This is a genomic window from Streptomyces sp. NPDC093149, assembly GCF_044754145.1.
Classification (GTDB): Bacteria; Actinomycetota; Actinomycetes; order Streptomycetales; family Streptomycetaceae; genus Streptomyces.
Genome location: NZ_JBIVON010000015.1, coordinates 59,378 through 83,313, shown reverse-complemented (window position 1 = coordinate 83,313; position 23,936 = coordinate 59,378). Strand labels below are relative to the sequence as shown.

25 protein-coding genes are annotated in these 23,936 nt (G+C 70.6%); 6 read left to right on the top strand and 19 right to left on the bottom strand.

Going from position 1 to position 23,936, the window contains the following annotated elements:
• Window positions 1-4 precede the first annotated feature (4 nt).
• The 4 genes from ACIQCZ_RS33780 (at window position 5) to ACIQCZ_RS33765 (ending at window position 7,167) form a co-directional block, all read left to right on the top strand.
• The gene (locus tag ACIQCZ_RS33780; protein WP_402288228.1) at window positions 5-1,099 is read left to right on the top strand and encodes a LacI family DNA-binding transcriptional regulator; all 1,095 of its coding nucleotides are present in this window, start codon (window positions 5-7) and stop codon (window positions 1,097-1,099) included.
• 157 nt (window positions 1,100-1,256) lie between these two features.
• Window positions 1,257-2,651, top strand: a complete 1,395-nt coding sequence (locus ACIQCZ_RS33775) for a M60 family metallopeptidase (protein ID WP_402288224.1) — start codon at window positions 1,257-1,259, stop codon at window positions 2,649-2,651.
• Window positions 2,652-2,742: 91 nt separating this feature from the next.
• Complete coding sequence (locus tag ACIQCZ_RS33770) at window positions 2,743-5,106, top strand: polysaccharide lyase 8 family protein (protein ID WP_402288375.1); 2,364 nt, start codon at window positions 2,743-2,745, stop codon at window positions 5,104-5,106.
• Window positions 5,107-5,256: 150 nt separating this feature from the next.
• The gene (locus tag ACIQCZ_RS33765) at window positions 5,257-7,167 is read left to right on the top strand and encodes a DUF2264 domain-containing protein (protein ID WP_402288221.1); all 1,911 of its coding nucleotides are present in this window, start codon (window positions 5,257-5,259) and stop codon (window positions 7,165-7,167) included.
• A 235-nt stretch (window positions 7,168-7,402) separates the two neighbouring features.
• Here ACIQCZ_RS33765 and ACIQCZ_RS33760 read toward each other — a convergent pair whose 3' ends face one another.
• The 19 genes from ACIQCZ_RS33760 to ACIQCZ_RS33670 all read right to left on the bottom strand — a co-directional run bounded on the left by ACIQCZ_RS33760 (window position 7,403) and on the right by ACIQCZ_RS33670 (window position 22,094).
• Window positions 7,403-7,990, bottom strand: a complete 588-nt coding sequence (locus tag ACIQCZ_RS33760) for a GAF domain-containing protein (protein ID WP_402288218.1) — start codon at window positions 7,988-7,990, stop codon at window positions 7,403-7,405.
• Window positions 7,987-8,643, bottom strand: coding sequence for a GTP-binding protein (locus ACIQCZ_RS33755; protein WP_402288215.1), 657 nt, complete (start codon window positions 8,641-8,643; stop codon window positions 7,987-7,989). The genes ACIQCZ_RS33760 and ACIQCZ_RS33755 overlap by 4 nt, the downstream gene beginning before the upstream one ends.
• A complete protein-coding gene (locus tag ACIQCZ_RS33750; protein ID WP_402288213.1) occupies window positions 8,621-8,992 on the bottom strand; it encodes a DUF742 domain-containing protein in 372 nt (123 codons plus the stop codon). The genes ACIQCZ_RS33755 and ACIQCZ_RS33750 overlap by 23 nt, the downstream gene beginning before the upstream one ends.
• 2 nt (window positions 8,993-8,994) lie before the next feature.
• The gene (locus ACIQCZ_RS33745) at window positions 8,995-9,429 is read right to left on the bottom strand and encodes a roadblock/LC7 domain-containing protein (protein ID WP_402288210.1); all 435 of its coding nucleotides are present in this window, start codon (window positions 9,427-9,429) and stop codon (window positions 8,995-8,997) included.
• Between the two features lie 7 nt (window positions 9,430-9,436).
• Window positions 9,437-11,374, bottom strand: a complete 1,938-nt coding sequence (locus ACIQCZ_RS33740; RefSeq protein WP_402288209.1) for a sensor histidine kinase — start codon at window positions 11,372-11,374, stop codon at window positions 9,437-9,439.
• 265 nt (window positions 11,375-11,639) lie between these two features.
• On the bottom strand, window positions 11,640-11,792 hold the full coding sequence (locus ACIQCZ_RS33735; protein ID WP_402288207.1) for a hypothetical protein: 153 nt from the start codon (window positions 11,790-11,792) through the stop codon (window positions 11,640-11,642).
• 63 nt (window positions 11,793-11,855) lie between these two features.
• Window positions 11,856-12,368 carry a DUF6529 family protein gene (locus ACIQCZ_RS33730; RefSeq protein ID WP_402288373.1) on the bottom strand — a complete coding sequence of 171 codons (513 nt, stop codon included), beginning with the start codon at window positions 12,366-12,368 and terminating at the stop codon, window positions 11,856-11,858.
• A 58-nt stretch (window positions 12,369-12,426) separates the two neighbouring features.
• Window positions 12,427-12,591, bottom strand: a complete 165-nt coding sequence (locus tag ACIQCZ_RS33725; protein ID WP_402288204.1) for a hypothetical protein — start codon at window positions 12,589-12,591, stop codon at window positions 12,427-12,429.
• Between the two features lie 274 nt (window positions 12,592-12,865).
• Complete coding sequence (locus ACIQCZ_RS33720) at window positions 12,866-14,086, bottom strand: acyl-CoA dehydrogenase family protein (RefSeq protein ID WP_402288202.1); 1,221 nt, start codon at window positions 14,084-14,086, stop codon at window positions 12,866-12,868.
• Complete coding sequence (locus ACIQCZ_RS33715) at window positions 14,083-14,496, bottom strand: hypothetical protein (RefSeq protein ID WP_402288200.1); 414 nt, start codon at window positions 14,494-14,496, stop codon at window positions 14,083-14,085. The genes ACIQCZ_RS33720 and ACIQCZ_RS33715 overlap by 4 nt, the downstream gene beginning before the upstream one ends.
• On the bottom strand, window positions 14,493-14,939 hold the full coding sequence (locus ACIQCZ_RS33710) for a hypothetical protein (protein ID WP_402288199.1): 447 nt from the start codon (window positions 14,937-14,939) through the stop codon (window positions 14,493-14,495). Before ACIQCZ_RS33710 ends, ACIQCZ_RS33715 begins: the two co-directional genes overlap by 4 nt.
• Window positions 14,936-16,558: a hypothetical protein gene (locus ACIQCZ_RS33705; RefSeq protein WP_402288197.1), complete on the bottom strand. Its 1,623-nt coding sequence runs from the start codon at window positions 16,556-16,558 to the stop codon at window positions 14,936-14,938. Before ACIQCZ_RS33705 ends, ACIQCZ_RS33710 begins: the two co-directional genes overlap by 4 nt.
• Window positions 16,546-16,911 carry a hypothetical protein gene (locus ACIQCZ_RS33700; protein WP_402288194.1) on the bottom strand — a complete coding sequence of 122 codons (366 nt, stop codon included), beginning with the start codon at window positions 16,909-16,911 and terminating at the stop codon, window positions 16,546-16,548. Before ACIQCZ_RS33700 ends, ACIQCZ_RS33705 begins: the two co-directional genes overlap by 13 nt.
• The gene (locus tag ACIQCZ_RS33695; protein WP_402288192.1) at window positions 16,908-18,416 is read right to left on the bottom strand and encodes a hypothetical protein; all 1,509 of its coding nucleotides are present in this window, start codon (window positions 18,414-18,416) and stop codon (window positions 16,908-16,910) included. Before ACIQCZ_RS33695 ends, ACIQCZ_RS33700 begins: the two co-directional genes overlap by 4 nt.
• A gap of 507 nt (window positions 18,417-18,923) precedes the next feature.
• Complete coding sequence (locus ACIQCZ_RS33690; RefSeq protein WP_402288190.1) at window positions 18,924-19,382, bottom strand: hypothetical protein; 459 nt, start codon at window positions 19,380-19,382, stop codon at window positions 18,924-18,926.
• Entirely contained in the window at window positions 19,379-20,323 is a 945-nt protein-coding gene (locus tag ACIQCZ_RS33685; protein WP_402288188.1) for a metallophosphoesterase family protein, read from the bottom strand. The genes ACIQCZ_RS33690 and ACIQCZ_RS33685 overlap by 4 nt, the downstream gene beginning before the upstream one ends.
• Complete coding sequence (locus ACIQCZ_RS33680; RefSeq protein WP_402288186.1) at window positions 20,320-20,835, bottom strand: cupredoxin family copper-binding protein; 516 nt, start codon at window positions 20,833-20,835, stop codon at window positions 20,320-20,322. The genes ACIQCZ_RS33685 and ACIQCZ_RS33680 overlap by 4 nt, the downstream gene beginning before the upstream one ends.
• 606 nt (window positions 20,836-21,441) lie before the next feature.
• On the bottom strand, window positions 21,442-21,930 hold the full coding sequence (locus tag ACIQCZ_RS33675; RefSeq protein WP_402288183.1) for a hypothetical protein: 489 nt from the start codon (window positions 21,928-21,930) through the stop codon (window positions 21,442-21,444).
• Window positions 21,927-22,094 (bottom strand): hypothetical protein, encoded by a 168-nt coding sequence (locus ACIQCZ_RS33670; RefSeq protein WP_402288181.1) that lies wholly within the window; start codon window positions 22,092-22,094, stop codon window positions 21,927-21,929. Before ACIQCZ_RS33670 ends, ACIQCZ_RS33675 begins: the two co-directional genes overlap by 4 nt.
• A 145-nt stretch (window positions 22,095-22,239) precedes the next feature.
• Here ACIQCZ_RS33670 and ACIQCZ_RS33665 point away from each other — a divergent pair, with 145 nt between their 5' ends.
• The gene (locus tag ACIQCZ_RS33665) at window positions 22,240-22,842 is read left to right on the top strand and encodes a sigma-70 family RNA polymerase sigma factor (RefSeq protein ID WP_402288178.1); all 603 of its coding nucleotides are present in this window, start codon (window positions 22,240-22,242) and stop codon (window positions 22,840-22,842) included.
• Between the two features lie 25 nt (window positions 22,843-22,867).
• Window positions 22,868-23,632: an anti-sigma factor family protein gene (locus ACIQCZ_RS33660; protein WP_402288176.1), complete on the top strand. Its 765-nt coding sequence runs from the start codon at window positions 22,868-22,870 to the stop codon at window positions 23,630-23,632.
• Window positions 23,633-23,936: the final 304 nt, after the last annotated feature.

The following is a 23,936-nucleotide window of genomic DNA, read 5'->3' as shown; positions in this document are numbered from 1 at the left end:
CCGGATGCGCCGGCAGAGCACAGCCGCGGACGGACAACGGCGCGCGACGGTCACCGATGTCGCGCGGCGAGCGGGCGTCTCGACGGCCACGGTCTCCCGCGTACTGAACCGCAACTATCCGGTCGCCGAGGCGACTCGGGAGCGTGTCGAGACCGCGATGCGCGAACTCGGCTATGTCGTCAACGCCCACGCGCGTGCGCTGGCCGGCGTCTCCAACCGCACCGTCGGCATCATCGTCAACGAGGTCATCGACCCGTTCTACGCGTACATCGCCCGCGGGGTGGAACGGGAGGCGGCGCTCGGCGGACGGCTCTGTCTGGTCTGCTGCACCCAGGGCGACCCGCAGCGCGAGCTGGCCTTCATCGACCTGATGCACGAGCGCAGGGCGGACGCCGTGGTCGTGGTCGGCGGCTCCCTCGCGGACCGCGGCTACACCACCGAACTGGCCCGCAGGGCACGCGAGCTGGACGCGGGCGGATCGAAGCTCGTGCTGTGCGGCAGGTCGCCGCTGGGCGAGCAGGCACCGACCGTCGCGATCGAGTACGACAACGAGGGCGGCGCCTTCGCCATCACCGACCATCTGCTGATGCAGGGGCACGAGCGGATCCTCTACCTCGGGGGACCGCCCAAGCTCTCCACCACCCGCGACCGGCTGGCCGGGCATCAGCGGGCCCTGGAACTGCGCGGTGTCGCCATGGACCCCGAGCTCGTCCAGCCCGGCGCCTTCAGCCGTAACTTCGGGTACCGACGGATGGCGGAACTGCTGCGGGACGGACCGGACTTCACCGCGGTCTTCGCCGCCAACGACATGGTGGCGGCGGGCGCGGCGCAGGCCCTGGAGGAAGCCGGGATCCGGGTACCGATGGACGTGTCCCTGGTGGGGTACGACGACATTCCGGTGGCTCAGGAGCTGAGGCCGCGACTGACCACCGTCCACATTCCACTGGAGGAGATGGGACGCCAGGCGGTACGGCTCGCCGTCACCGGCGGGGACGAGGACGACTGGCGCGAGCCGACCACGGGCACGCTGCGGCTCGGGACCCACATCGTGGTACGCGATTCCGTTGCGCCACGGCCCGGCCGGTCCACCCGCATGTGACCGCTTACTTCCCGCCTGTCCACAGTTGGCCATAGAAAATCACAGTAACTTCGTGACTCCCCTTGCGGCTCGATAGCAACCGCTTACATGCTGGCGCCGAGCAGCACCCGTTCCGCACGCTTCCGCCCCTCACTCGTTTCTGCAGGGAGAGTTCCGCATGCGCACAATCACTGACTGCGTCCCCTCCGCCACCTCCCCTTCCTCCGCCCCCTCCCTCGTCGGGCGGCGTTCCGTTCTCACCGCCGCGGCCGGAGTCGGCGCGGCGATCGCCCTGAGCGCGGGCACGGCCCGAGCCGCGACGGCCGGCGCCTCCTCCGGTCCGGGCGCGGGCCGTCCGGTCCGGCTGACGCTGACCGCGCGGCCGGCCGCCGAGGCCGAGCGTCTGCGGCTCGGGCAGGCCCTGCGCGGCTCGGAGTTCCAGCCCACCGGCCTGTACGTCCCGGCCGGTACCCCGCTCACCCTCACCGTCCAGCCGTACGACGGTCTGCTGCCCACCCTGTGGATCGGTGCCTGGGACTACTACGGCGAGATCACCGAGCCCCGGAGCTACCCGCTGACCGCGGGCGCCAATACCGTGACGGACCCGCACGGCGGCCCGGTCTACCTCACCCTGACGGGCAGCGGCGAGCGCGCCGGAGTGCTGGTCCGCTCCGGTGCCGTCACCATGCCGGTCTTCACGCTGGGACGCACCACCGAGGCCGACTACCAGCAGCAGCTGGACACACTCACCACATCGCCGTACGTCGAGCTCCACGCCCCGCGCACGATCATGACGCTCACCCGCGAGGGCGCACTGCTCCACCGGGGCGAGGACCATGCCGCCCTGCTCGGACTGGTCGAGACGATCATCGACTCGCATGCCCGGATCAGCGGTCTCGACGGTTCGAAGCCGGTGCACCGCCGCAAGGCGGGTCCGTACCACTTCACCGAGGTCAGCAAGGTGCCGACCGGTGTCGGCGCCTACGCCACCCACGGCTACAACGGCTTCCCGCGGGCCTATCTCGACCGGGCCACGACGGTGGAGGGACTGCGCACCCGCGGCTGGGGCCTCTACCACGAACTCGGCCATCTGCACCAGCAGTTCGCCTACAAGCCCGGCGGTCTGACCGAGGTCACGGTCAACATCTACTCGCTGGCCGCGCAGCGGACCCTGAAGCAGCCGTCCAACCTCCTCACGGTCGATGCGACGACGGGACTCACCTACTTCCAATCGGCGCAGCGCAAGTTCGGCACGGACGGCCTGAGTTACGAGAAGTCGTTCGGCGCCTACGAGAAACTCGTCCCGCTGCGCCAGCTGGAACTGGCCTTCGGCGACGACTTCTGGCCCCGGCTGCACAAACTGGTGCGCGAGGAGAACCCGCAGTCCCAGTACACGGAGAACGACAAGCGCTACCGGGCCCTCGCCACGTACTCCAGCCGCGTCGCCGGCCACGACCTCACCGACTTCTTCGTGAACACCTGGGCGTTCCCGATCGACGCCACAGGAAGGGCCGAACTCGCCGCCCTGAACCTGCCGAAGCCCCCCGTCGACCCGTCCACGCTGACGGACTGACCGAGGCGGAAAAGGAACCACCGTGAACCTCAGCAGAAGGACCCTTCTCGCGGCGGGCACCGCCACGGCCGTCACGGCCGGGACGACGCTCATGACGTCGGCGGGCGCCGCGCAGGCGCGGCCCGTCGCGGCCGCGTCCGACGGAGCAACGGCGGCAGCGGACTTCGGCACCCTTCTCCAGCGGGCCGAAACACTGCTCACCGGCGGCGGGTTCGACCCGTCCGACACCGATTTCACAGCGGCGCTCGCGGCCCTGGACAGCACGGCCGAGGGGCTCTGGAAGAGCCTCGACCGCAGTGCCGGACGGACCGCCCTCTGGTCCGACCTCGCCCCGCTCACCGACCCGGGAAACTTCGGTCAGAGCTACACCCGGCTGCGCACCGTCGCCACCGCCTGGGCCACCGAGGGCACCTCCCTCGCCGGGAGCACGGAGGTGGCGGACGCCCTCGTCGCCGCACTGCGCTTCACCCACGACACCGCGTACAACCCGGCCAAGCGCGAAACCGGCAACTGGTGGTTCTGGGAGATCGGCGCCCCACGTGCCCTGATGGACTGCTCCGTCCTCCTCCGCGAGAGGCTTCCCGCAGCCGATCTGGCGGACTATCTGGCGGTCGTCGACCGCTTCTGCCCGGACGCGGACCGCCGTACCAACTCCCCCACTCTCGCCGAGACCGGCGCCAACCGCACCGACAAGGCCGTCATCGTGGCGTTGCGCGGGTTGCTGGGGCAGGACGCCGGCAAGCTCGCATCCGCCCGTGACGCGCTCTCGGACGTGCGCGACTCGGGACGCAACAGCCTGTTCCGTTATACGAGTTCGGGTGACGGCTTCTACGAGGACGGTTCGTTCGTCCAGCACGACGTGGTCGCCTACACCGGTTCGTACGGCATCGTGCTGCTCAACGGCACCGCCTATCTGCTGGCGCTCCTCGCAGGCTCCGAGTGGGCGGTCGTCGACCCGGACGTGTCGGTGATGTACGAGGCGGTGGAACGGACCTTCGCCCCGGTGGTCTTCGACGGGCTGATGATGGACTCGGTGCGCGGCCGGGCGATCTCCCGGGAACGCGCCGGTGACCACCGCGACGGTGCGACGGCCCTCTCCGCGATCCTGCTCCTCGCGTCCGGCGCCCCCGCCACGTACGCGGGCCGCTGGCGGGCACTGGTCAAGGGCTGGCTGACCCGCAACCGCACCACACCTTTCACGGCCCTGGCGACACTGCCCCAACTCGCCCTGGCCAAGGCCGTGCTGAACGACCATACGGTCGAGGCCGAGGCGCGCACGACAGGTCACTTCGTCTTCGCCGACATGGACCGCGTCGTGCACCGCCGTCCCGGATGGGCCTGCGCGCTGTCGCTGTCGTCGAAGCGGATCTCGGCGTACGAGGCGGGCAACGGCGAGAATCTGCACGGCTGGTACACCGGCGACGGTATGACGTATCTGTACGACGGCGACGACCTCGGGCAGTTCAACGACGGCTTCTGGCCCACCGTCGACCCGTACCGGCTCCCCGGCACCACGGTCGACACCCGGCAGCGGGCCGATCTCGGCACGGGCGCCGGTACGTCCACCTACCGTCCGACGAACGCCGTCGCGGGCGGGGCCGTGCTGGGCGGCCGGTACGGGGCCGCCGCGATGGAGGTGATCGGCGCCCAGGGGACCACCCTGAGGACCAAGAAGTCCTGGTTCCTGCTGGACAACGCGGTGATCGCGCTCGGCACGGGCATCACCGCGAGCGACGGCCGCACGGTGGAGACGATCGTCGAGAACCGCAATCTCGGCACGGACGGACGGCACGGGCTGCTGGTCGACGGCGTCCGGCAGCCCGTCGACCAGGGCTGGACCCAGGACTTCGAGCGAGCCCGGTGGGCGCATGTCGAGGGCGTCGGCGGCTATGTCTTCCCCGAGGGGACCGCCCTGCGCGCCCTGCGCGAGCAGCGCACCGGTACCTGGCGGGCCATCAACACCGGTGCGGACACGGGCGGCAGCGCCGATCCCGTCACCCGGCGCTACCTCACGCTCTGGGTCGACCACGGTCTCTCCCCCACCGACGCCCGGTACGCCTATGTGCTGCTGCCCGGCGCGTCGGCGGCGGCGACCTCGGTCTGGTCGCACTCCCGACCGGTCCGGACAGTCGCCAACGACGCCACCGCGCAGGCCGTGGAGGTGCGCCGGGCGGGACTGACCGCCGTGAACTTCTGGGGCGCCGGAACCGCGGCCGGGATCACGGCCTCCGGTCCGGCATCGGTGCTCGTGCAGCGGCGGGGCGGCCGCGTCTCGGTCGCGGTCGCCGACCCGGGCCGGACGCTCACCACGCTCTCGGTCGAGCTGCCGTTCCACGTGCGGTCGGTGGTGGAAGCCGATGACACGGTGAGCCTCGTCCCGGGCCGCAGGCCCGTACTCACCGTCGCCGTCGGCGGCTCGCGCGGCCACACCCACCGAGCCGAACTCATCCAGTAACGGCCTCGCCCACGCTGGGCAGTGAGAGAAGGAGCGGCGTCCAGGGCCTTCGGATCCAAGGCGGAGGCCCCGGACACCGCGACGCCGCTGCCCATCGTGGGCGAGGCCGTGAGCCACCCCTTCGCCCCCTTTCCGAGGAGCCGCACCACCATGTCCGTCGCACCGCATCTGCAACTTCCGCCGCCCGACCGGATCCTGTCCTCCCGTACCGGCTGGACCCGGGCCCACTGGGAGGCGACGGCCGACCGGATGCTGGACGCGCTGGTCCCCCACGCGACCCCCGGCTTCGCGCAGTACCGGCTGCCCGGCCGCAACAGCTGGTCGGGGGTCGTCTCGGACGGTCTCGAAGGATTCGCCCGGTCGTTCCTGCTCGCCGCCTGCCGGATCGCAGGCGCGGGCGGGGCGGTCGACCCCGCACTGATCGAGCGGTACACGGCAGGACTGGCCGCGGGCACGGACCCCCGGAGCGGTGAGTCCTGGCCGCGGCTGACGGACTGTTCGCAGCAGATGGTGGAGGCGGCTTCGGTGGCGGTCGCACTGCACGAGACCCGGCCGTGGATCTGGGACCGGCTGGACGCCCGGGTGCAGGAGCGGGTCGTCGACTGGTTCTCCGGGTTCGTGGGCGGGCGCACCTGGGACAACAACTGGCGACTCTTCCAGGTGGTGTCCGAGCAGTTCCTCGCCTCGGTCGGCGCCCCGTACAGCCGCTCGGACATCGAGAGCAATCTGGACAGGATCGAGGACTGGTACGTCGGTGACGGCTGGTACACCGACGGGGACGGCCGCAATTTCGACTACTACATCGGCTGGGCCATGCATCTGTACCCGCTGTTGTGGTCGCGGATCGCGGGCCCCGACGACGGCGGCCGGAGCGAGGTCTACCGGCAGCGGCTCAGCCGCTTCCTGGAGGACTACCCGCACTTCTTCGGATCGGACGGCGCACCGGTCCACCAGGGCCGGTCGCTGACGTACCGCTTCGCCGCGCTCGCACCGGTGTGGATGGGCGCACTCGCCGACTGCACCCCGCTGGCGCCGGGGCTCACACGCCGGCTCGCCTCGGGCACGATGCGGCACTTCGCGGAACGCGGTGTGCCGGACGAGCGGGGGCTGCTGCCGCTCGGCTGGTACGACACCTTCCTGCCGAGCACCCAGCCGTACTCCGGCCCCGCCTCGCCGTACTGGGCGAGCAAGGGCTTCCTCGGACTGCTGCTCCCGGCGGACCATCCGGTATGGACGGCCCGCGAACTCCCCCTGCCCATCGAGGAGTCCGACCAGTACACCGCGCTGCCCGCCCCCGGCTGGCTGCTGCACGGCACCCGCGACGACGGCATCGTGCGGCTGATCAACCACGGGAGCGACCACAATCCTCCGTACCACGAGGCGGACGATCCGTCCGAGGGCACCCATGATCCGCACTACGCGAAGCTCGCCTACTCGACGGCGACGGCACCCGAAGCCGCCCCGCACGCCGTGACGCGCTCCGTCGACGGCCATCTGGCGCTCGTGGCCCCGGACGGCACCCCGTCGTCCCGCCGCCGCATCCATCCGCTGCGCTGCGAGGACCGCGTCGCCGCGTCCTGGTACGCGGCCCGGCTGCCCGGTGACGACCAGCCGTACCGGATCGAGACGACGAGCGTGCTGCACGGCCCGTGGGAGATCCGGGTGCACCGGGTCGAGGCGCCCGAGGGAGCGGTGGTGCGGGAGGGCGGTCACGCGGTCGCTCATGAGGAGAACCCGTTCGCCGTGTCCGGTCCCGACTGGGCGCTCGCCCGTACGGCCGACGGCCTGAGCAGCGCCCTGGTCGCGCTGTACGGCTGGGACGGCGGCACCGAGGGAGCCGGTGTCGCGCGTGACGTCCAGTCCAACGCGTACGGCCCGCGCTCCGCGATCCCGTATCTGCGCAGCCGGCCGCACCCGGGCGGGCGGAGCATCCATGTGTCGTTGGTCGCCCTCTCCCGGGACACCGTGCATCCGGAGGCGCTGCGCGATTCGGTGCGGGTGCGGGTGGGCGCGGACTCGGTGGTGCTGACGTTCCTGGACGGGAGGACGGTCGAGGTCTGATGCACGGGGGCCGGTCGAGGGCCGAGGCCGGTCGGTCCCTGGGGCGGACGGATCCCTGGGGGCGGGCCCTGGGGCGGGCGGGCCCTGGGGCGGGCGAGAACCGGGGCCGGTCGAGGGCAGGCCGTGGTCGATGCCACGCCGACTCCGGTGCTCCGGCGGGACCGATGTCGTGCCATTCCCGAACGCCTCTCGTGGCCGGCGTCGGCTCGCGCACCGGGCAGCCCCGGCCCGCGTCTCAGATACCGAGGCTGTTGCCCTCTCGCTGATCGATGTGCCCGACAAGTTCCTGCGCCAGGGACTTGATCGTGTCCAGCCCCGCCCTTCCCCACGACCGGGGCACGGTGTCGACCGCACAGACGGCGCCCAGTGCGACGCCCGTGCGGTCGATGAGGGGCGCGCCGAGGTAGGAGCGGATGCCTATTTCGTCGACCACCGGATTCCCGGCGAACCTCGGGTAGTCGCAGACGTCCTCCAGGACGAGCGCCTTGCGCCGTGCGACGACATGCGGGCAGTAGCCGCGGTCCAGGGCCACGTACCGGGCCCCGCGGCCACTGGCCGCGGCCGTCGCACCCAGGCCGGAGCCCTTGTCCGCGCCGCCCGGGGTGTGCAGTCCGGCGAAGAACTGCCGGTTCCCGTCGATGAAGTTGACCATCGAGAAGGGCACTTCGGTCACTTCGGCCACCCGGTCGGCGAAGGCGTCGAAGTTGTCGAAGGAGGCGTCGGCACGTTCCCCGAGGCCCAGGGTCCGAAGCCGCCGCGTACGGGCGAGGGCGTCGCCGTCGACGGGCGTGAGCAGCAGCCGCTCGGCGACGTGCCGGATCAACGGTGGGCTCCGAAGGCGGACATCGAGGCCGGTGCGGAGGTGGCGTTGATCAGGTGCTGGACCAGCGTGACCAGTGCCCCGGTGCCGGAGCTGGCGATCCGGGCGTCGCAGAGCACGACGGGCACGTCCGCCCCGAGATCGAGTGCGGCCCGCACCTCCTCGGGCGCGTAGCGGAAGGCGCCGTCGAACTCGTTCACCGCGACGATGAAGCCGATGCCGCGCCGCTCGAAGAAGTCGACGGCGGCGAAGCACTCCGCGAGCCTGCGGGTGTCCGCGATCACCACCGCTCCGAGCGCGCCCTGGGAGAGCTCGTCCCACATGAACCAGAAGCGTTCCTGGCCGGGGGTACCGAACAGATAGAGGACATGCTGCTCGTCGAGCGTGATGCGGCCGAAGTCCATCGCCACGGTGGTGGAGCTCTTGGACTCGATGCCGTCGAGACTGTCGGTCGCCGCGCTGACCTGGGTCAGCAGTTCCTCCGTGCTCAGTGGCGCGATCTCACTGACCGCGCCGACGAACGTCGTCTTGCCGACGCCGAACCCGCCTGCCACCAGCACCTTGAGCGCGACGGGAAAGCCTTGGGAGCCGCCCGGCCCGCTGCTTCCGCGGGAGCCGTAGGTGCTGCCGGAGTCATAGCTGTCGTCGTAAGCCATCGAGCACTGCCTCCAGCAGGGATCGGTCGGTGGGCATGTCATGGAAGGCGGGCGGATGCGCGGTCACCGCCCCGCAGTCCACCAGGTCGGATACGAGCACCTTGGTCACGACCGCGGGCAGCCGTAGATGGGCGGCGATCTCGGCCACGGAAGTGGGACCGCAGCACAGTCCCAGAGCCACGGAGTGCTCGGGACCCAGATGCGCCTGCGGCTCGGTCCCCGTGGCCATCACCAGGGAGAGCAGGTCGAGCACGGTCGTCGGACGGGTGCGGCCGTTGCTCACGGTGTACGGGCGGATGAGCCGGCCTGCCGCATCGTCGACCAACGGCCCGTCCGGTGGGACCGACACCCTCAAAGCCCCGTGGGACTCGGGACCCCGGCCGCTTGTCTCGCCGGAGTCATCAGGTAGGGCCGGACGCTCTTGACCAGCATGGTCATCTCATAGCCGAGCACCGCCGGGTCCGCCTCGCGGCCGGCCAGTACGGCGAGGCAGGTGCCCGAACCGGCGGTGGAGACGAACAGCAGTGTCGAGTCGAGCTCCACCACCACCTGGCGTACGTCGCCGCTGTCACCGAAACGCGCGCCGGCGCTGCGGCCGAGTGAGTACAGGCCCGCGGCCAGCGCCGCCATGTGATCGGCGCTGTCGGCGTCCATGCCATGGAGGGACTTCACCAGCCCGTCGGCGGAGAGCAGGACGGCGCTGCGTGTGTACGGTACGCGCTGGATCAGTCCGCTCAGCAGCCAGTCGAGGTCCGGGACCTGACCGGACGACATATCGGTCGACATGGTGCATCTACTCCTTGGAGGTGTTCGCTTCGAGAGGGTCGGTGGCCGGGACCGCGCCGGACTCCGGAACGGGGGCCCGGTGGTACGGGGCGACGGTCGCCGTCCGTCCGCGGACCGGCAGCGGGACCTGGGGCCGCCAGGCCTGCGAAGGTGCCGGTTCGTGGTGGGTGTCCGGTGCCGGATCGATGTCCGTCTCGGACTCGGTGCGGGCCTCGGCCAGTTCGATGCCCCGCCGGAAGGCCGCCATGAGACCGGGGTCGTGCAGGACCTGTTCGCCCTCGACGCGTGCGGCCGGTGCCTCTCTGAGCTGTGGAACCAGATGCTCCTGATGGGCGCGCCTGGGGAGTTGCGGTCGATTCGTGGTGCCGCGTACGACACCGGGCTCGGCGGGGGGTGGCGCGGGTGCGTCGTCCGTGCGCCGGATCACGGGTCGGGCCTCGGCCGGGGTGGGACGGTCGAGGCGTTCGGCGCGCAGGGGAAGCGGCGGGGCCTCGGCCTGATGCCGCGCCTGCCGGGGTGGCTGGTGCAGGCGCAGCGGTTGGCCGGGGACGTAGGACTGCCGGTCGGCTCCGGCCTGTGGACCGGGCGCCGGGCCGGGGTTCGGGCTCGGTTCCGGCCTGCGGTGGCTGCCGGGGCCGTCCTCGGCGGGTGGGCGGTGCACGGGGCCCGGTGGCGGGACCGGAGTCGCGTCGCTCCCGGCCGGGGCGTCCGCGTCCGCGCCCAGCAGGCACTGCGGGAGGACGAGTACGGCCTGTGTGCCTCCGTAGATGTTGCTCTGCAGCCGGACCGCGATGCCGTGCCGCCGGGCGAGCGACGCGACGACGAACAGGCCGATCCGGCCGTCCTGCAGCAGACGGGCCACACTGACCTGGTCGGGGTCGGCCAGCAGTGCGTTCATCCGCTTCTGCTCGTCACCGGGCATGCCGAGGCCCCGGTCCTCGACCTCGAGCGCCAGCCCGGCGGTGACCTGCTGGGCACGCAGCAGCACTTGGGTGTGCGGGGCGGAGAACACGGTGGCGTTCTCCACCAGTTCGGCCAGCAGATGGATCACATCGGCCACGGCGTGGCCGCGCAGTGTGCCGTCGATCGGGGGTACGAGTTTGACCCGCGGGTACTGCTCGACCTCGGCGATCGCCGAGCGCAGGACCTCGGTCACGGTCACCGGGTTGCTCCACTGCCGTCGGGAGACGGCGCCCCCGAGCACGGCGAGGTTCTCGGCGTGCCGGCGGATGCGCGTGGCGAGGTGGTCGACCTGGAAGAGGCCCTTGAGCAGATCGGGGTCCTCGACCTCGTGCTCCAGCTGGTCGAGCACCTGGATCTCGCGATGCACCAGCGACTGCAGACGGCGGGCGAGGTTGACGAAGACCTCGACCTTCTGTTCCTCGCCGGTGTGACCGGGGAGCCGGGACGCCTGCACGACAGCGGCCACGGCGACCTCCTGCTGGCGGCCGAGTTCCTGCGCGAGCAGTTCGAAGGCGTCGCTGCCGGGAGCGGTGGGCCGCGCGGGCCGTCGTGCGGGCACGGGCCGGCCGTTGCGGAGCTGTTCCACCACCCGCTGCAGTTCGGCCTGGCCCTGTGCGCTGGCCCGGCGGAGCGCCAGGCAGCGGCCGAAGACGGTGGTCGCGACGCGGTCGGCGGCCAGGTACGCGGACAGCACGGCGGCGAGGGCCAGCGCGCTTGCCACGCCCAGGGCGGTCCACAGCTCCGCGGTCGGCCGGACGCCGGTGGAACGGACGGTGAAGACGACCGCTGCGGCGCCGCTCAGCACGGCGGCGACGGTCGGCAGCACCGCGGCGCGCAGGAGCTGGGGGCGTATACGCGCCTCGGGGGATGGCTGGGCGGCACGCGGCCTGGCCGTGGCCGAATGGGAACGGGCACCGGGTCGGCCGTGCCGTCCGCCCTCTCGGCGTTCCGGTCGCGCTTCGGGCGCGCGAAGTTGAGACATCAGCGTCCTCGGTACGTGGGGCACCAGGAATCGGCGTTCATGTGGTGGCACCTACGGTGGTCGGTCAGGCTCGGTTCATCGGTCGGGCGGGCTCGGCAGTGATGAGCCCACCGTTGATCACCGGGCACACACGGTAGTCGTCAATCACGTATGCGCGACGGGCAGTTGTCGAACTTGCCCGCCATCCGTCCCGCTCTGGTATGAGCTGTCGCACGGTCGACCGATTACGTCGCATTGGCACCTGGCCGACGTACACCCGAACGGCTCAGAACATGCCTTCGAACCGACGTCGTTCGGCGGACGGCAGTTCGAGGACACGGCCCAGGGCGTCCAGCTCCTGAGCACGGGGAACGGCCGGGCCAGCCCGGTCAGGTGCCGGACGGGCCCGGCCGTCCGTCGTTCCGTCGTTGTCGCTCACCGCGATGCTGTCGGTCCGGCCGGGGCCGCCGTCGGCCGTCGGGAGAGACGTCTCGCGCTCTGCTCACAGGCCGGGGACCTGGAAGCCGTTCAGGTACCAGAGGGCGGCGGCGTACCAGATCAGGGCGATCGCGGTGACGAGGGTGCCTCCGGCTAGAGGGAGCGTCCAGCCGGGCCAGCGGCGGTGGCGGACCACGATGACCTTGGCGACGAAGGCCCCGTAGAGGAAGCAGCCGGCGAGCGAGTGCAGCGCCAGGCGAGTATCGGTCAGCTGGACGCCGTAGGTGGTGATGCAGTGCCGAGCGATGGGGAGGGAGAGCAGGAAGGCGGTCAGACCGATGAGGCGGTGCGTCGTGTTGACCCGGTGCGGTGCGGTGCGCAGTCCGGGCAGGCGGCCGTACATCCAGAGGGCGAGAAGTAGCTGAATCAGCGCCAGGCCCAGCAGTGCGGAGCCGAGTTGGGCCTTGAGCAGTCTGGCGTCGTCGCCGCGCTGCCCGAAGAGGCTGTTCTCGTAGGAGGGGGTGTGTACCCGGCCGTACCAGTAGAGACCGACCATGACCGCCACGGGCAGAAGCATCCACAGGACGCCGTAGCGCCGTCGGTGGTTCGCAGGGTGAGCGAGAGCGTCCACGTGATCAGCCGCCCCCGCTCTCGATCCTGCCGCCCTGAAGCTGGACGGCACTCCAGGTGGTACCGAGCGCGGCTCGGGGAGTACCGGTGGTACGGACCGACGGCCCGGAGACAGGGCGAGGATCGGTGCGGACGGCTGCGGCCGCCGCCGGTGCGGGCTGCGGGCTCACGCCGATCGTCGTCCTTGTGCCACCGGAGCAACCGATGCGCACCGTGGCAAGCATGGCGTCGGCGGCGTCCGGGGCGGTCGCTGGGCGAGGGTTTCTCAACAGGTTCTCCAGGCATTACGGGCCGATCCCGCCAGTACGTCCGAAGCGTCCCGTCCGGGTCCAGTCGGCGCGCCAGCAGGTACGCGGAACAAGGAGAGCGGTTGGACCGGACGGCCGATGGGAGCGGCATGCCGACCCGGGTGAAGGACGGCCCGCCTGGCTCGAGGGTTCGGAGTCATGGTCTGTGGAACGACGGGTCGTGCTGCTCGCCGAGCACGGCCTGCCCGATGGTCGCCAGGACGTCGTCGTCGTTGTCGTGGAGCTCGTAGAAGGTCAGGTCGCGCAGGATCCGCTCCACGGGGCTCGGGCGGATCAGGCTGCGGGCACCGCACGCGCGGATGACGTGGTGCACCGTCTCTTCCGCCACGTGCTCGATCACATGCCAGGCCCTGCTGCCGGCGATGCGCGCCTCCTCGACCCTGCCTTCGTCCCACAGGCCGGCGACGTAGCGCAACCAGAGGCGGGCGGTGTCGATGTTGACCGCCATGCTGCCCACCCGCTGCTGCACATGGGGATCACCGCCCTTGCCCTGCCGCAGCAGATACGCGAGCCCGTATTCGTTCGCGGCCAGAGCGCCACCGAGGAAGCTGGCAGCGTAGTGCGGGATGAATGCGGTCTGCCAGTGCCCTTCGAAGTAGCCGCCAGGGCGGCCGATGAGATGCTCGCGCGGTACGAAGGTGTCGTGGAACCGCACCACATGGCTGACCGTCGCGCGCATGCCGATCGGGTCCCACCACGAACTGTCCACGGCCACAGTCGGATCGGACAGGTCGCAGGCGAGCAGCAGGAGTTTCCCTTGGGGCTCTCGGCTGTGCCGGGCTCCGCCGGGGCCGGCCGGATCGACGAGCAGGATCGCCCACTGGGCTCCGGTGGCGCTGGTGGCGAACGCCTTGCTGCCACGGAGGGTCCAGCCGCTGCGGACGGGTGTCAGCACGGTGCCGAAGCCACCGCTCTCGCCCGGCTTGGGGGCCTGGGGTTCGCCGCTCCAGGCGGCCCATTTCTCTCCGTGTTCGACCACGCCGGTGAACCAGTGCCGCTTCTGCTCCGGGCCGGCCAGGGCGTCGATGAGGACGAGCGCGTTGGCGTGCCCCTCCCAGCAGCGGGCCAGTGACAGATCGGCCTTGGCCAGCGTGGTGGTCATCTCCCACAGGGGCAGGGTGTTGCGCTGCTGGGGGCCGTAGCCCAGGCCGCCGTGCTCCCGCGGCACGGGGGCGGCCAGGAACCCGCCGGAGAACAGATCGTCGAAGTCCTCGGCGGGGAAGACGGCCCTGCGGTCGTACTCCTCGGCTCGGGGGGCGAAGTTGTCCGCGGCAAGCTTCGCCACGGCGTCGAGAACGACCCGGTCGCCCCTGGCCACCGGATCGCGGGCCGGACCGTGGCCCGGGTCGTCGGTCATGAGAGGACGGCCCCTTCCGAACGGTAGAAGTGGGCGCGGTACATCACGTTCGGTATCTGCGGACCGACGGCGTGAACGATATGGACATCGATGGTCAGCAGGCCGCGGTTGAGGTAGCCGCAGAGGATGACCTGGCGGGAGCCGAGCGGACCTTCGGCGAGGAAGGCCACGGCCTCGGAGGCGTCCATGTCGTCGGCCAGCGGGACGGCGGGCAGGATGGCGCCGGTGACGGGCGTCACCGGCGGCACGAATGCCTCTTGTGACGGGTGCGCGTCGCCGCGCTCGGTGATCCGCAGCATGAGCCGGCTGCCGTCGACCGCGGCATCGACCAGGTGGATACCGGTGGCGGTGGTGTCGAAGTTGACCCAGCCACCTGCCAGCGGCGCCGCATCGACCGTCCGTGCCGTCATGTCCGCCCCACCGCCCTGTGGAAGAACGAGCGGGCCCAGTGGTCGGCCCCCTCGCTGCCACCGCTGCCACCGCTGCCACCGCTGAAGATGCTGCTCGTGGTGGCCACCAGGATGCCCGTCTTGTGGTAGGCGCACAGGACAGTGCGCAGACAGCCGAAGTAGTAGATCGCCGAGAACGACCAGGCGGTCGATGGGGTTCCTGGCGCGGTGTACACGACCGCCGACACCTCACCCCAGTCTCGCGGCTGCGGGCCGCCGGTCCCGAAGGCCCTGACGAACAGCCCGTTCGGCCCGTTCTCGTGCCATGTCACATTCAGCCGGAGGGGGCCCTTCGAACTGCCCTGGTCGGTGTTGACCCAGTCGCCCAGCAGGGCCGAGACATCGGTGAGGTCCGGCGGCCGAGGTGCGATCGGTCCGTCACGGGAGGCCGAACGGGGCGTCATGATGCCTCTCCGCTCGTGGGTCGCATTCGGGACTGTGCCGGGGGCGCATCCTCGGGTTCGGTGAGGTCGGGGGCGTCGACGCGCTCGACCTGGCTGAAGCAGAGGGAGCGCATCGGCAGCGCGTCGGGGAGCGGATGGCCTGTCAACAGGCGGAATTGTGCGCTCACTTCGACGAGCAGGACGTCCCTGCCGTCGATGCCGATCAGCCCGCGGGCGCGGGTGGCGTTCATGAGCGCGGTCGGAGGGTCGCGGTAGACCATTTCCACCACCGCCGCGTCCGGGTCGACGGCGGAAACCGGAAAAGGTTGCCTTTCCGCCAGGGGCGTGGCATGGACGAGCACAGCGTGTCCTGCCGGGGAGAACCGGGAGAGCGGTACATAGGGAGCCCCGAGGCGCGAGGAGGCCTCCCGGCCGCGCGCGTGCCTCCGGTTGACCAGGGTCACCCGCGCTCCGGCCTGGAGCAGGGCCAGCGCGACGGCCTGCCCGGTGCTGCCGCAACCGATGACGGCGGCCCTGCGGCCGCTGGGATCGACCCCGGCTCGGGCAAGGATGTGCAGGGCAGCGGCGGTGTCGGTGGTGCCCGCCCGCCAGCGCCCGGCGTCGTGCCACAGGACGTTGGCCGCGCCGCACCGCAGCGCCTGCGGGCCGACGATGTCGGCTGCTTCGACCGCGCTCTGCTTGTGGGGAGCGGTGACGGTCAGCCCGAGCAGCGGCAGCCGGGCCAGCGCCCCGAAGTCGTTGGCGCAGTGCCAGAACCGGGGGAACGTGTCCACCTGGAAGGGCAGGTAGAGCGCGGGCAGCCGCAGCTCCCGCAATGCCGCATTGTGCAGCCGGGGTGACAGCGAGCGTCCCGGGGCATGGCCGGCGATGCCGAACAGGGCGCTGAGCGGTGGCAGAGCGGGCAGTCCGTAGTCGGTCACGAGCTGGCCCACGCTGGGCATTCCGTCTGCCCCCGGGGTACCGGCCCGGCCGAAGGCGAGGGGCGCGCCCAGCCACGGCGCCAGCACCCTGGTCCAGGTGCCGGCCGGGCCGGACGCGAACGTCGTCACGTCGGAGCGCCCGAGCCCGGTGAGCAGCAGCGGCGAGGCGGCGCCGTACTGGGCTCCCGGCTGCGGCACGAGGAGGTACAGCAGCGCAGGTGTGGTGGCCATCGCGGCGAACCGCTCCCGCAGTTCCGCGGATGCCTCCAGCACGCCGGCCCCGCGGTCGGCGCTCCGCTCGGGGCGTGCGGGTTCCGGCTGGTGCCAGGACACGCGTCGCTGCCTGGCGGGGATGCCCGCCAGCAGTTCCGGGACCAGGTCGTCCACGGCCTCCAGATCGACCACGTCATAGTGGTCCGCCGCGCGGAGGAGGCGGGTGCGGCGTTCGACGGGGCCGACAGCCGAGCAACCGCCGTGGCGCGGTGAGCGCAGGCTGTAGGTCACTGGCCCGGTGAAGTGTCGGCGCAGCCGGTGCGGATCGGGGTCGCCGACGAGGTCGGCACGCACCTCCAGCGCGTCGGCCACCCCCGCGAGGCCTCGCAGGCACGGCGTGGTGAGATCCTCGGGCCGGGCGACCACTGCGACTATGTGAGCCCGCTGTGTGACGGGGGCATCGCACCCGCGCGTCAGCCGCTCCATCGGACGTGCTCCTTCAGAGGGGCCCGCGGCAGGGCGAACCGAGTGACGGCTGCGGTGCACACGAGGGGATGGTCGGAGTCGATGCCCGGCCACAGGCGCAGGACATCCGCGTAGCCGACGGTTGGCGGGCCGTGGAAGCGCAGGTTGTCGCGGAAGCGGGTCCGTGCGGCGGCGGCGTCCGCGGCGGATTCCCCCTTGGCCGGCAGTGTTCCCGACCCGACGGCGCGGGCACGGCGTCCGACGCCGTCGTCCAGCGACGGCGGCCGGTCGGCGTGATCAGGCGTGGGCCGGTCACCGCGGTCGAACGCCTCGCGCAGGACGTCCGCCGACGCCTCCGGGATGCTGCCGATCACCGCGACCACCTGCCACGTCCTGGGGTCGCGGCCCGACGGTACGTCGCGAGGAGGTCGGAGCGAAGGAGTTCGCCCAGGCGGACGCGGACGGACCGCTGGATGTGCAGGGCGCACCGGCTGTACATCTCCGGGGACTGCCCCTCCGGATTGGGGATGTCACAGCGCGGGTCCAGACACAGGGTGCGGCCCTCGGCTTCGGGGGCCATGGCGATCACGCCGTGGCGATGGGCCCGGGTCATGCAGTAGATGACGGAGCTGTCCCGGCAGAGCTCAGGGGTGACCGGACGTGCTCGGTGAAGCCCGGGATTCCCCCGGCCCCGCGCTCGGCCCAGTCCGAGCCCAGCGAGCGCGGACCGGGCGTCGGGAGCCATCGGGGCCCCGGGCCGCGTCGTCGCAACACCCGCGCTGGAGAACCGGAAGGCGTCCGCGACTCCCGCCTCCGCGGCCTGGGCCCACGCGATGACCTCGGCCATGGGCGAGCGCGAGGTGTTCCCGCCGCAGACGAACAGCACGCGGCACACCGCCCCGGTGGCGCGTACCCGCCACCAGGTGACGGCCGACGGGTAGGACAGCGCCGCCGCCGCGCCGACGCCGAAGACGAGCGCGAGGAGCTGGGCGTTCCCCGGAGCCTGGAGCCCGGCCGTCCACGCCAGCGAGAAGGAGGCGACCAGACCGGACATCAGGCTGGCGAACGCCCATGCCGGCACGCCCCAGGTGTACTCGCGCCGGTCGAGGTAGATCAGCGAAGCGAAGACGAACAGCACCTCGTACGCCACACCGATGCCCGCCGCCGCCAACGCGACAGGGGTGCCGAGGAATGTGGTGAAGCCCGCACGCAATTGCGCCTGTCCGGCCAGTGCCCCTGCCGCCAGCAGCAGAGCCAGCCAAACCGGTGCGGCGACATGCTCCTCCACGAAGAAGCGGCGGTCTGTTGCGAGAACCCCCGACTTGGCCACTCGGCTCATGATTTCGAACCGGCCCATGTAGCCGACGAGATAGATCAGGACGCTCAGCACGGCGGCCAGCGTGAGGTGGTAGCTGTTCACATCACCGAGTGCCACTGAAACCGCGATCAGGCTGAGGCACAACCCCACCCAGGAAGATGCCGTCACCCGCCGCTTGCGCGCCTTGTCGACCAACGGGGAAACGATCAGGACTCCCCCGCGCATCAACAACAGCATGAAGAGGATCGAGACGCCGGAAAAGGTGTAGTTCATCGTGGTGGTGCCGATGATGAGCGAAGCGAAGAGTCCGGATGCCAACGTTTCCCGACCCGCCACTGGAATCCGACGCCCCCCGATCCCACCCCGCCGCATATACCGCCACCAACCCGACAGGGCTACGAAGACAGGCATCACCACGAGCTGTCCGAGGACGGCTGCGGGCAGCAGCTCAAAGCCGCTGACCGGCTTCCCCGACAGCGGAGTCACTCCGCTGGCCAGTGCCTTCACCAGCATGGCGTACGGAACATACGATATGAAGTAGCCGAAGGTGAGCCATCCCATGCGCAGGCCCCGTTTCTGATCGAAATATTCGGGACATTCCTACAGGTGGAGTGGCGAAGTGTGGCGAAGGGCACTCGACCCTCGACGGGGTGCCCTGGGATCGATGTGTCCGCCCGTCGCTCGAAAAGCAAGACCCCGATAACCGCTCTGATTTCAGATCGACACAGACGGTCGAATCGCGCATCGGTCCGGCTGGTGACTACCTATTGTGTCGGCGTCGCGAACCGTTACACCGCTCCTCGGAATAATGAGATCACGCCGGCCCGCCACGCGCATCCCGTGGCCCGCACACGAAAATTCGAGCCCGGTAATCAGCAGGCGCGCTCTTCAGAAAGGTGTGCGCCTCAGAAGATTTTTACCGTTCGCGCGGTCACGCGGTCGGCGCATGAGGCGCACGCTTTCCCCTCCACGCTCCCCCTTCGATGCCCGGCCTGCCACTTGTCGGCCGGCGGGTGGGCCGCCGCGCCGACCGGCGTCAGCCGCGTGGGAGGCGCATCGGGGTCCGATTCATCTGTCCGGTGTCGTGGTGCGGTGGTCGAGCCGCACTCGGCCGGTCACGTCATGGTGCGGCCGGGTGCGCCGGTGTCGCCGGACCTCGAACACCTGCCAGGCCACGACCGTCAGCAGGGTGAGCGTCTCGGCGATGAGGCTGAGCAGCGCCTGCGGGGCGGGCTGCAGACCGCGTTCGGTGAATCCGAACAGCCCGATGGTGCGGGATGTGGCGAACCCGGCGAGCGCGCCAATGGCGATAGCGGCGGCGGCGATTCGGAGCACCAGGGGTGCCGCCAACAGGAGAAGTGCGGCAACTGCGAAGGCTGCGCCGGCCTGCAGCAGGAACAACGGGCCGATGACGTGGATGAAGCGGTATCCGTCGATGTAGAGCTGGGCGTGGATGTATCCGCTTGCCGCGAGCGTGGCCACGAGCACCAAGCGCAGTGCGAGGGCGGGCAGACTCCAGGTGCTCATGTGAGTTTCTCGTCCTTGACCGCCAGTGCGTGGCTGCCCTGCCGGTAGTTGACGGTGCGGATGCCGAGTGCGTCCTTGAGTCGTCCGGCGGGCAGCACCTGCGGAATGGGGCCGGGGCCTTGGCCGGGTTTGGGAAACGGGTAGCAGGTGGGGGCGGCCGAGTGGAAGGTGATGTTGCCCTCGGTCTTGGTGAACAGCTGATGGACGTGCCCGTTGAGGCACGTGACTGAGGAGAAACGGCGCAGCATCGACAGCACCTGCACCGCATCGTTGGTGCCCCAGCCCCACTTCGGATACATCGCGAACAGCGGGATGTGACTGAAGACGACGATCGGGGTGTCCGATGACAGGCCGGCGATGTCCTTGCGGACGAAGTCGATCTGATCGCTGCCCAGGTGGCCGAGTTGCTCGAGGTGCAGAGTGTTGACCAGCGCGATGAAGTGCACGCCATGGGTGTCGAAGCTGTACCAGCCGTCACCGAGGGTGTTCTTGGCGAAAGCTTGTCGGTATGCGCGTCCGTTGTCTCCGATCGAGTCGTGCTCACCCGGCACGGTGAAGATCCGGTCCGTGCGCAGCTGCGACAGCATCTGCTTGACCTGGTCGAACTGGGCGGGGGTGGAAAGGTGCGTCAGGTCGCCGCTGTGCATGACGAAGTCGGGACGGAACCCGAGGGAGTTGACCTGGGTGAGCGCTGCGCTGAACGTTCCGGCGACATCCATGTTGGCCGGGCCGTGGAAGCCGATGTGGCTGTCGGAGACCTGCACGAACCGCAGGTCTGCGCTGCCCGTCGGGGTGGGGTCCGACGAACCGGGGATATGGCTGATCACCTCTCCCCCGGTGACTGTCAGGATGACGGCACCACCGAACCAGGCGGAGTGCCGCATGAGCTGACGGCGGCTCATACCGTGCTCGCCGTCGGAGTCGCGTGTGGGTTCGGTCATGGGGTCACCTCCACGGTGGCGGTCATGAACGGGTGGATGCTGCAGTAATAGGCGTAGGTGCCGGGTTTGGTGAAGGTGTAGCTGTAGGTGGCATTGGTGGCCAGGCCTGCCGACTTCAGCGGCCCGCCCGATCCTTGTTTGCTGGTGACGGTGTGGGTGTCGGGGTCGTTGTTGGTCCAGGTCACCTTCGTGCCCGCCTTGACCGTCAGTTTGGCCGGGGAGAAAGCAAAGTTCTTGATCGTCACCGCGTTGGCGGAGGCCGGAGCGGACGATTGGCCGGCGGTGGGTGAGGTCGAGGGCGTGACGGGTGGCGGGCTGACCACACCGCCCGTTCCGGAGGCACCGGGCGTTCCGGGCAGGGTCTGGCCAGTGCCGGGACTCAGTGCTCCTGCTGGTTTGGATGACGATCCGCCGCACGCACTGAGCAGCCCCAGTGCTCCGGCTACGGCGACAGCGGCCACGCACGTGCGCGACCGCCGGACCAGCACAGAGAATTTTGCATTCATGGCCATCGTTCCTTCTACGCATTCCCCGCCGCACGGGCGGGTGTGATTCAAGACCGATCCGCGATCGGCCTGTTTCAGGCAGATAGGCGACCGGGTTACATCCCCGGCAGAGGTATTCGGAGGGACGTGACCCGGTGGGTCACTTTAGGTGGGCGGGCAGTGGATTCCATTCAGCAAATCGAATGCCACAGCGAAGTCTTCGTTGTTTCACCGTGACGGCGGGTAGCGGGTAAGAGCTGTCCCGCAATCCGCGGTGGAGCAGCGCGCGGCGTCGGATGCGGTGCATCGCAAGGCGGAGGGGCGTCCGCGTACCGGATGTATGTGGACGTTCCGACAACGCGGCGAGGTGCCGTAGCTGTCGTCGCGTGCCCGCCAGGGATTACGGGACAGCCCTTCGCAGTACGCCTGGAGTCAGGAGAATTTCCGCGGTGTCCTGATGGACCGCAGGCAAAGGCGGACGGGCACTGCACTTCGACCCGACCGTGGACCTGCTGCCTCAGCCGATGCCCGCACCGATGGCGTCATGCGCGCCGGAGGCGCGATCGGCCCGTTCGCCGGGCTGGACCGGTCAGGGCCCTCGGCCCCGACGGCCGAGGAGCCCTTCGTCGAGATCTACGGGCCCTTGGGGGCTACGGGACGACGGGCCGCCGCAACGGCCTGCCAGACCGCGAGGATCAGCAGGGTGCCGGTCTCCAGCAGGACGCTGAGCAGGGCTTGGGGGGCAGGCTGCAGACCGCGTTCGGTGAACCCGAACACACCGATCGTGCGGGAGGCGGTGAACCCGGCGAGAGCACCGAGCGCGACGCCGGCAGCCGCAACCCTGACCAGCACCGGTGCCGCGAACAGCACCAGGGCGGCGACCGCGAAGGCGGCACTCGCCTGCAGCAGGAACAGGTCGCCGACGACGTGGATGAAGCGGTATCCGGCCAGGTAGAGCTGGGCATGGATGTAGCCGCTCCCGGCGAGTGCGGCAGCGATGGCCAGGCGCATCGCGAAGGCCGGACGCCTCGCGGAGGCGATTCTTGTCATGCCGTGGTCGCCGGCCGAATGATCGAGGACGGCGCCCGGCGCCTCGCCGTGCTCGTCCGAGTACTGGTTCATGGGGTCACCCCTACGGTCGCTGTCACGACGGGACGGATGGAGCAGAAGCAGGCATCGGCGCCGGCTCCGGCTCCGGCTCCGGCTCCGGTGAACGTGTAACGGAAGGTGGCGCCGGGGCCGCGCGGTGGGGAGGCCCCGAGGGGCAGCGGAACCATCTCGGTCATCTCGGCTCACTCCTGTGGAATGGAGGAAAGGATCCTTGGGGATCCGTGCTTGTCCGGTTCCACGGGCGCCGAGGGTCGCACGGTTCGGTACGTAAGCACCTTTTGCGAGATTTGCAAGATTTGCCGAATATGCAATGATCGCGCTATGCCGTGGCGCCTTCCGAAGCGCGGTTCGACGAGTGAACCGGACCGCTCCGGGAATCGTGTCTCTGATACGGGGACCATTTCCCGCGCGGACGAGGAACTGCTCCGCACGCTGTACGCCGAGCATGCCGGGCCGTTGTTCCACTTCGTCCTGCGACTGACCTCAGGGGACTGGCAATGGGCCGAGGATGTCGTGCAGGAGACACTGCTGCGGGCCTGGCAGCACCCTGCGGCGTTCGATCCCGAACGCGGTCCGGCGCGGGCATGGCTGTGCACGGTTGCCCGGCATCTGGTCGTCGACGCCCACCGGGCCCGCCGGGCCAGGCCGACCGAGGTCGGTGGCGAGGCGCTGGAGCGGGTCGCGGAGCGGACGCCCGGGGAAGACGAGATCGAGCAGGCGCTGCAAAGCTGGGCGGTGGCCGACGCCATCCGGACCCTGTCCCCGGAGCACCGGGCCGTGCTGCTGGAGACGTACTACAGGGGCCGGACGATGGTCGAAGCGGCGAAGGCGCTCGACATTCCGGTAGGCACCGCGAAGTCGCGGACGTACTACGCCTTGAAGGCGCTGCGGCTGGCGCTGCAGGAACGGGGCATCGAGCCGTGACACCGGCGCGGAGGAGGTGCGGAACATGAATGCCGACCGTGACACCATCCGGTTCTCCCTCGGCGGGTACGTGCTGGGCACACTGTCCCCGGCGGAAATGGAACAGGTACGCGTCCACCTTGCGGAATGCGACGAGTGCCGGGCCGAGCATGCCGAACTGGCGGGGTTGACCGCGCTGCTCGCGAAGGTCAGCGAGGCCGAGGTCGAGGCTGCGCCCGCAGCAAGCGAGGAACTGGCCGACCGGCTCGTGCGACGGGCCGCCGCAACCGCGCAGCCGCAGCCCGCGACCGCTGCCGTACCGCAGCGAAGCCGGCTCGACCGGTTGCTCCAGCAGGCCGCGTCCCGGCGTCGCACCGTCTGGCGGAGACAACTGGCTGCGGTCGCCGCGGCCATGACGTTCGTCGCGGCGGCAGCGTCGGGCGGCACGTGGCTGGCCACCGTCGCGTCCACGAGCAGCCAGGTGGCACAGCCCGCCGCGACGACACCGGCCCCGTCCCGCACCTTGTCCGCAAGCGACCCCGCCACAGGCGTGTCCGCCTCGGTGAAGGTCTCGCCCGCCGCCTGGGGCAGCGCCCTGCAGGTCTCGGCCAAGGGAGCACCCCCCGGGATCACGTGCAGGCTGCAAGCGGTCGGGGTCACGGGCGACGCGGCGACCGCCGCCACCTGGCAGGCGGGCACGTATCCGGGCGGCGCCATGGTTTCCGGGACGGTGCCCATGTCCCCGGGAACGATCAGTCACTTCGACATCTACGCCGGAAACGGCCAGAAGCTCCTCACCATCCCGGCGTGAGGCCTCGACCGGCGCCGGTACCACGTGGCCTGCGTCGATGGCCCCCGTCGGCGCACATCGCCACCGAGCCCCGCGCGGAGGGCGATGCTGCGCGGCTTCGGCGCGTTCGGCGCCCCGCTCCGGGCCTGGCGGCTACCTGGATGACATGGCCGCTGACGGTGCCCTCGGTCACGTGCGACGCGGCGGCGTTGGTGTGTGCCGAGGGAGGAGGCCGGCCGGCTCGCGCAGGTCGCGCGCCGGCCGCCGCCGCGGTGGGGAGACCGTCGTGATCACCGGGTTCCGCTCGGCGACGACGCCGATCTCA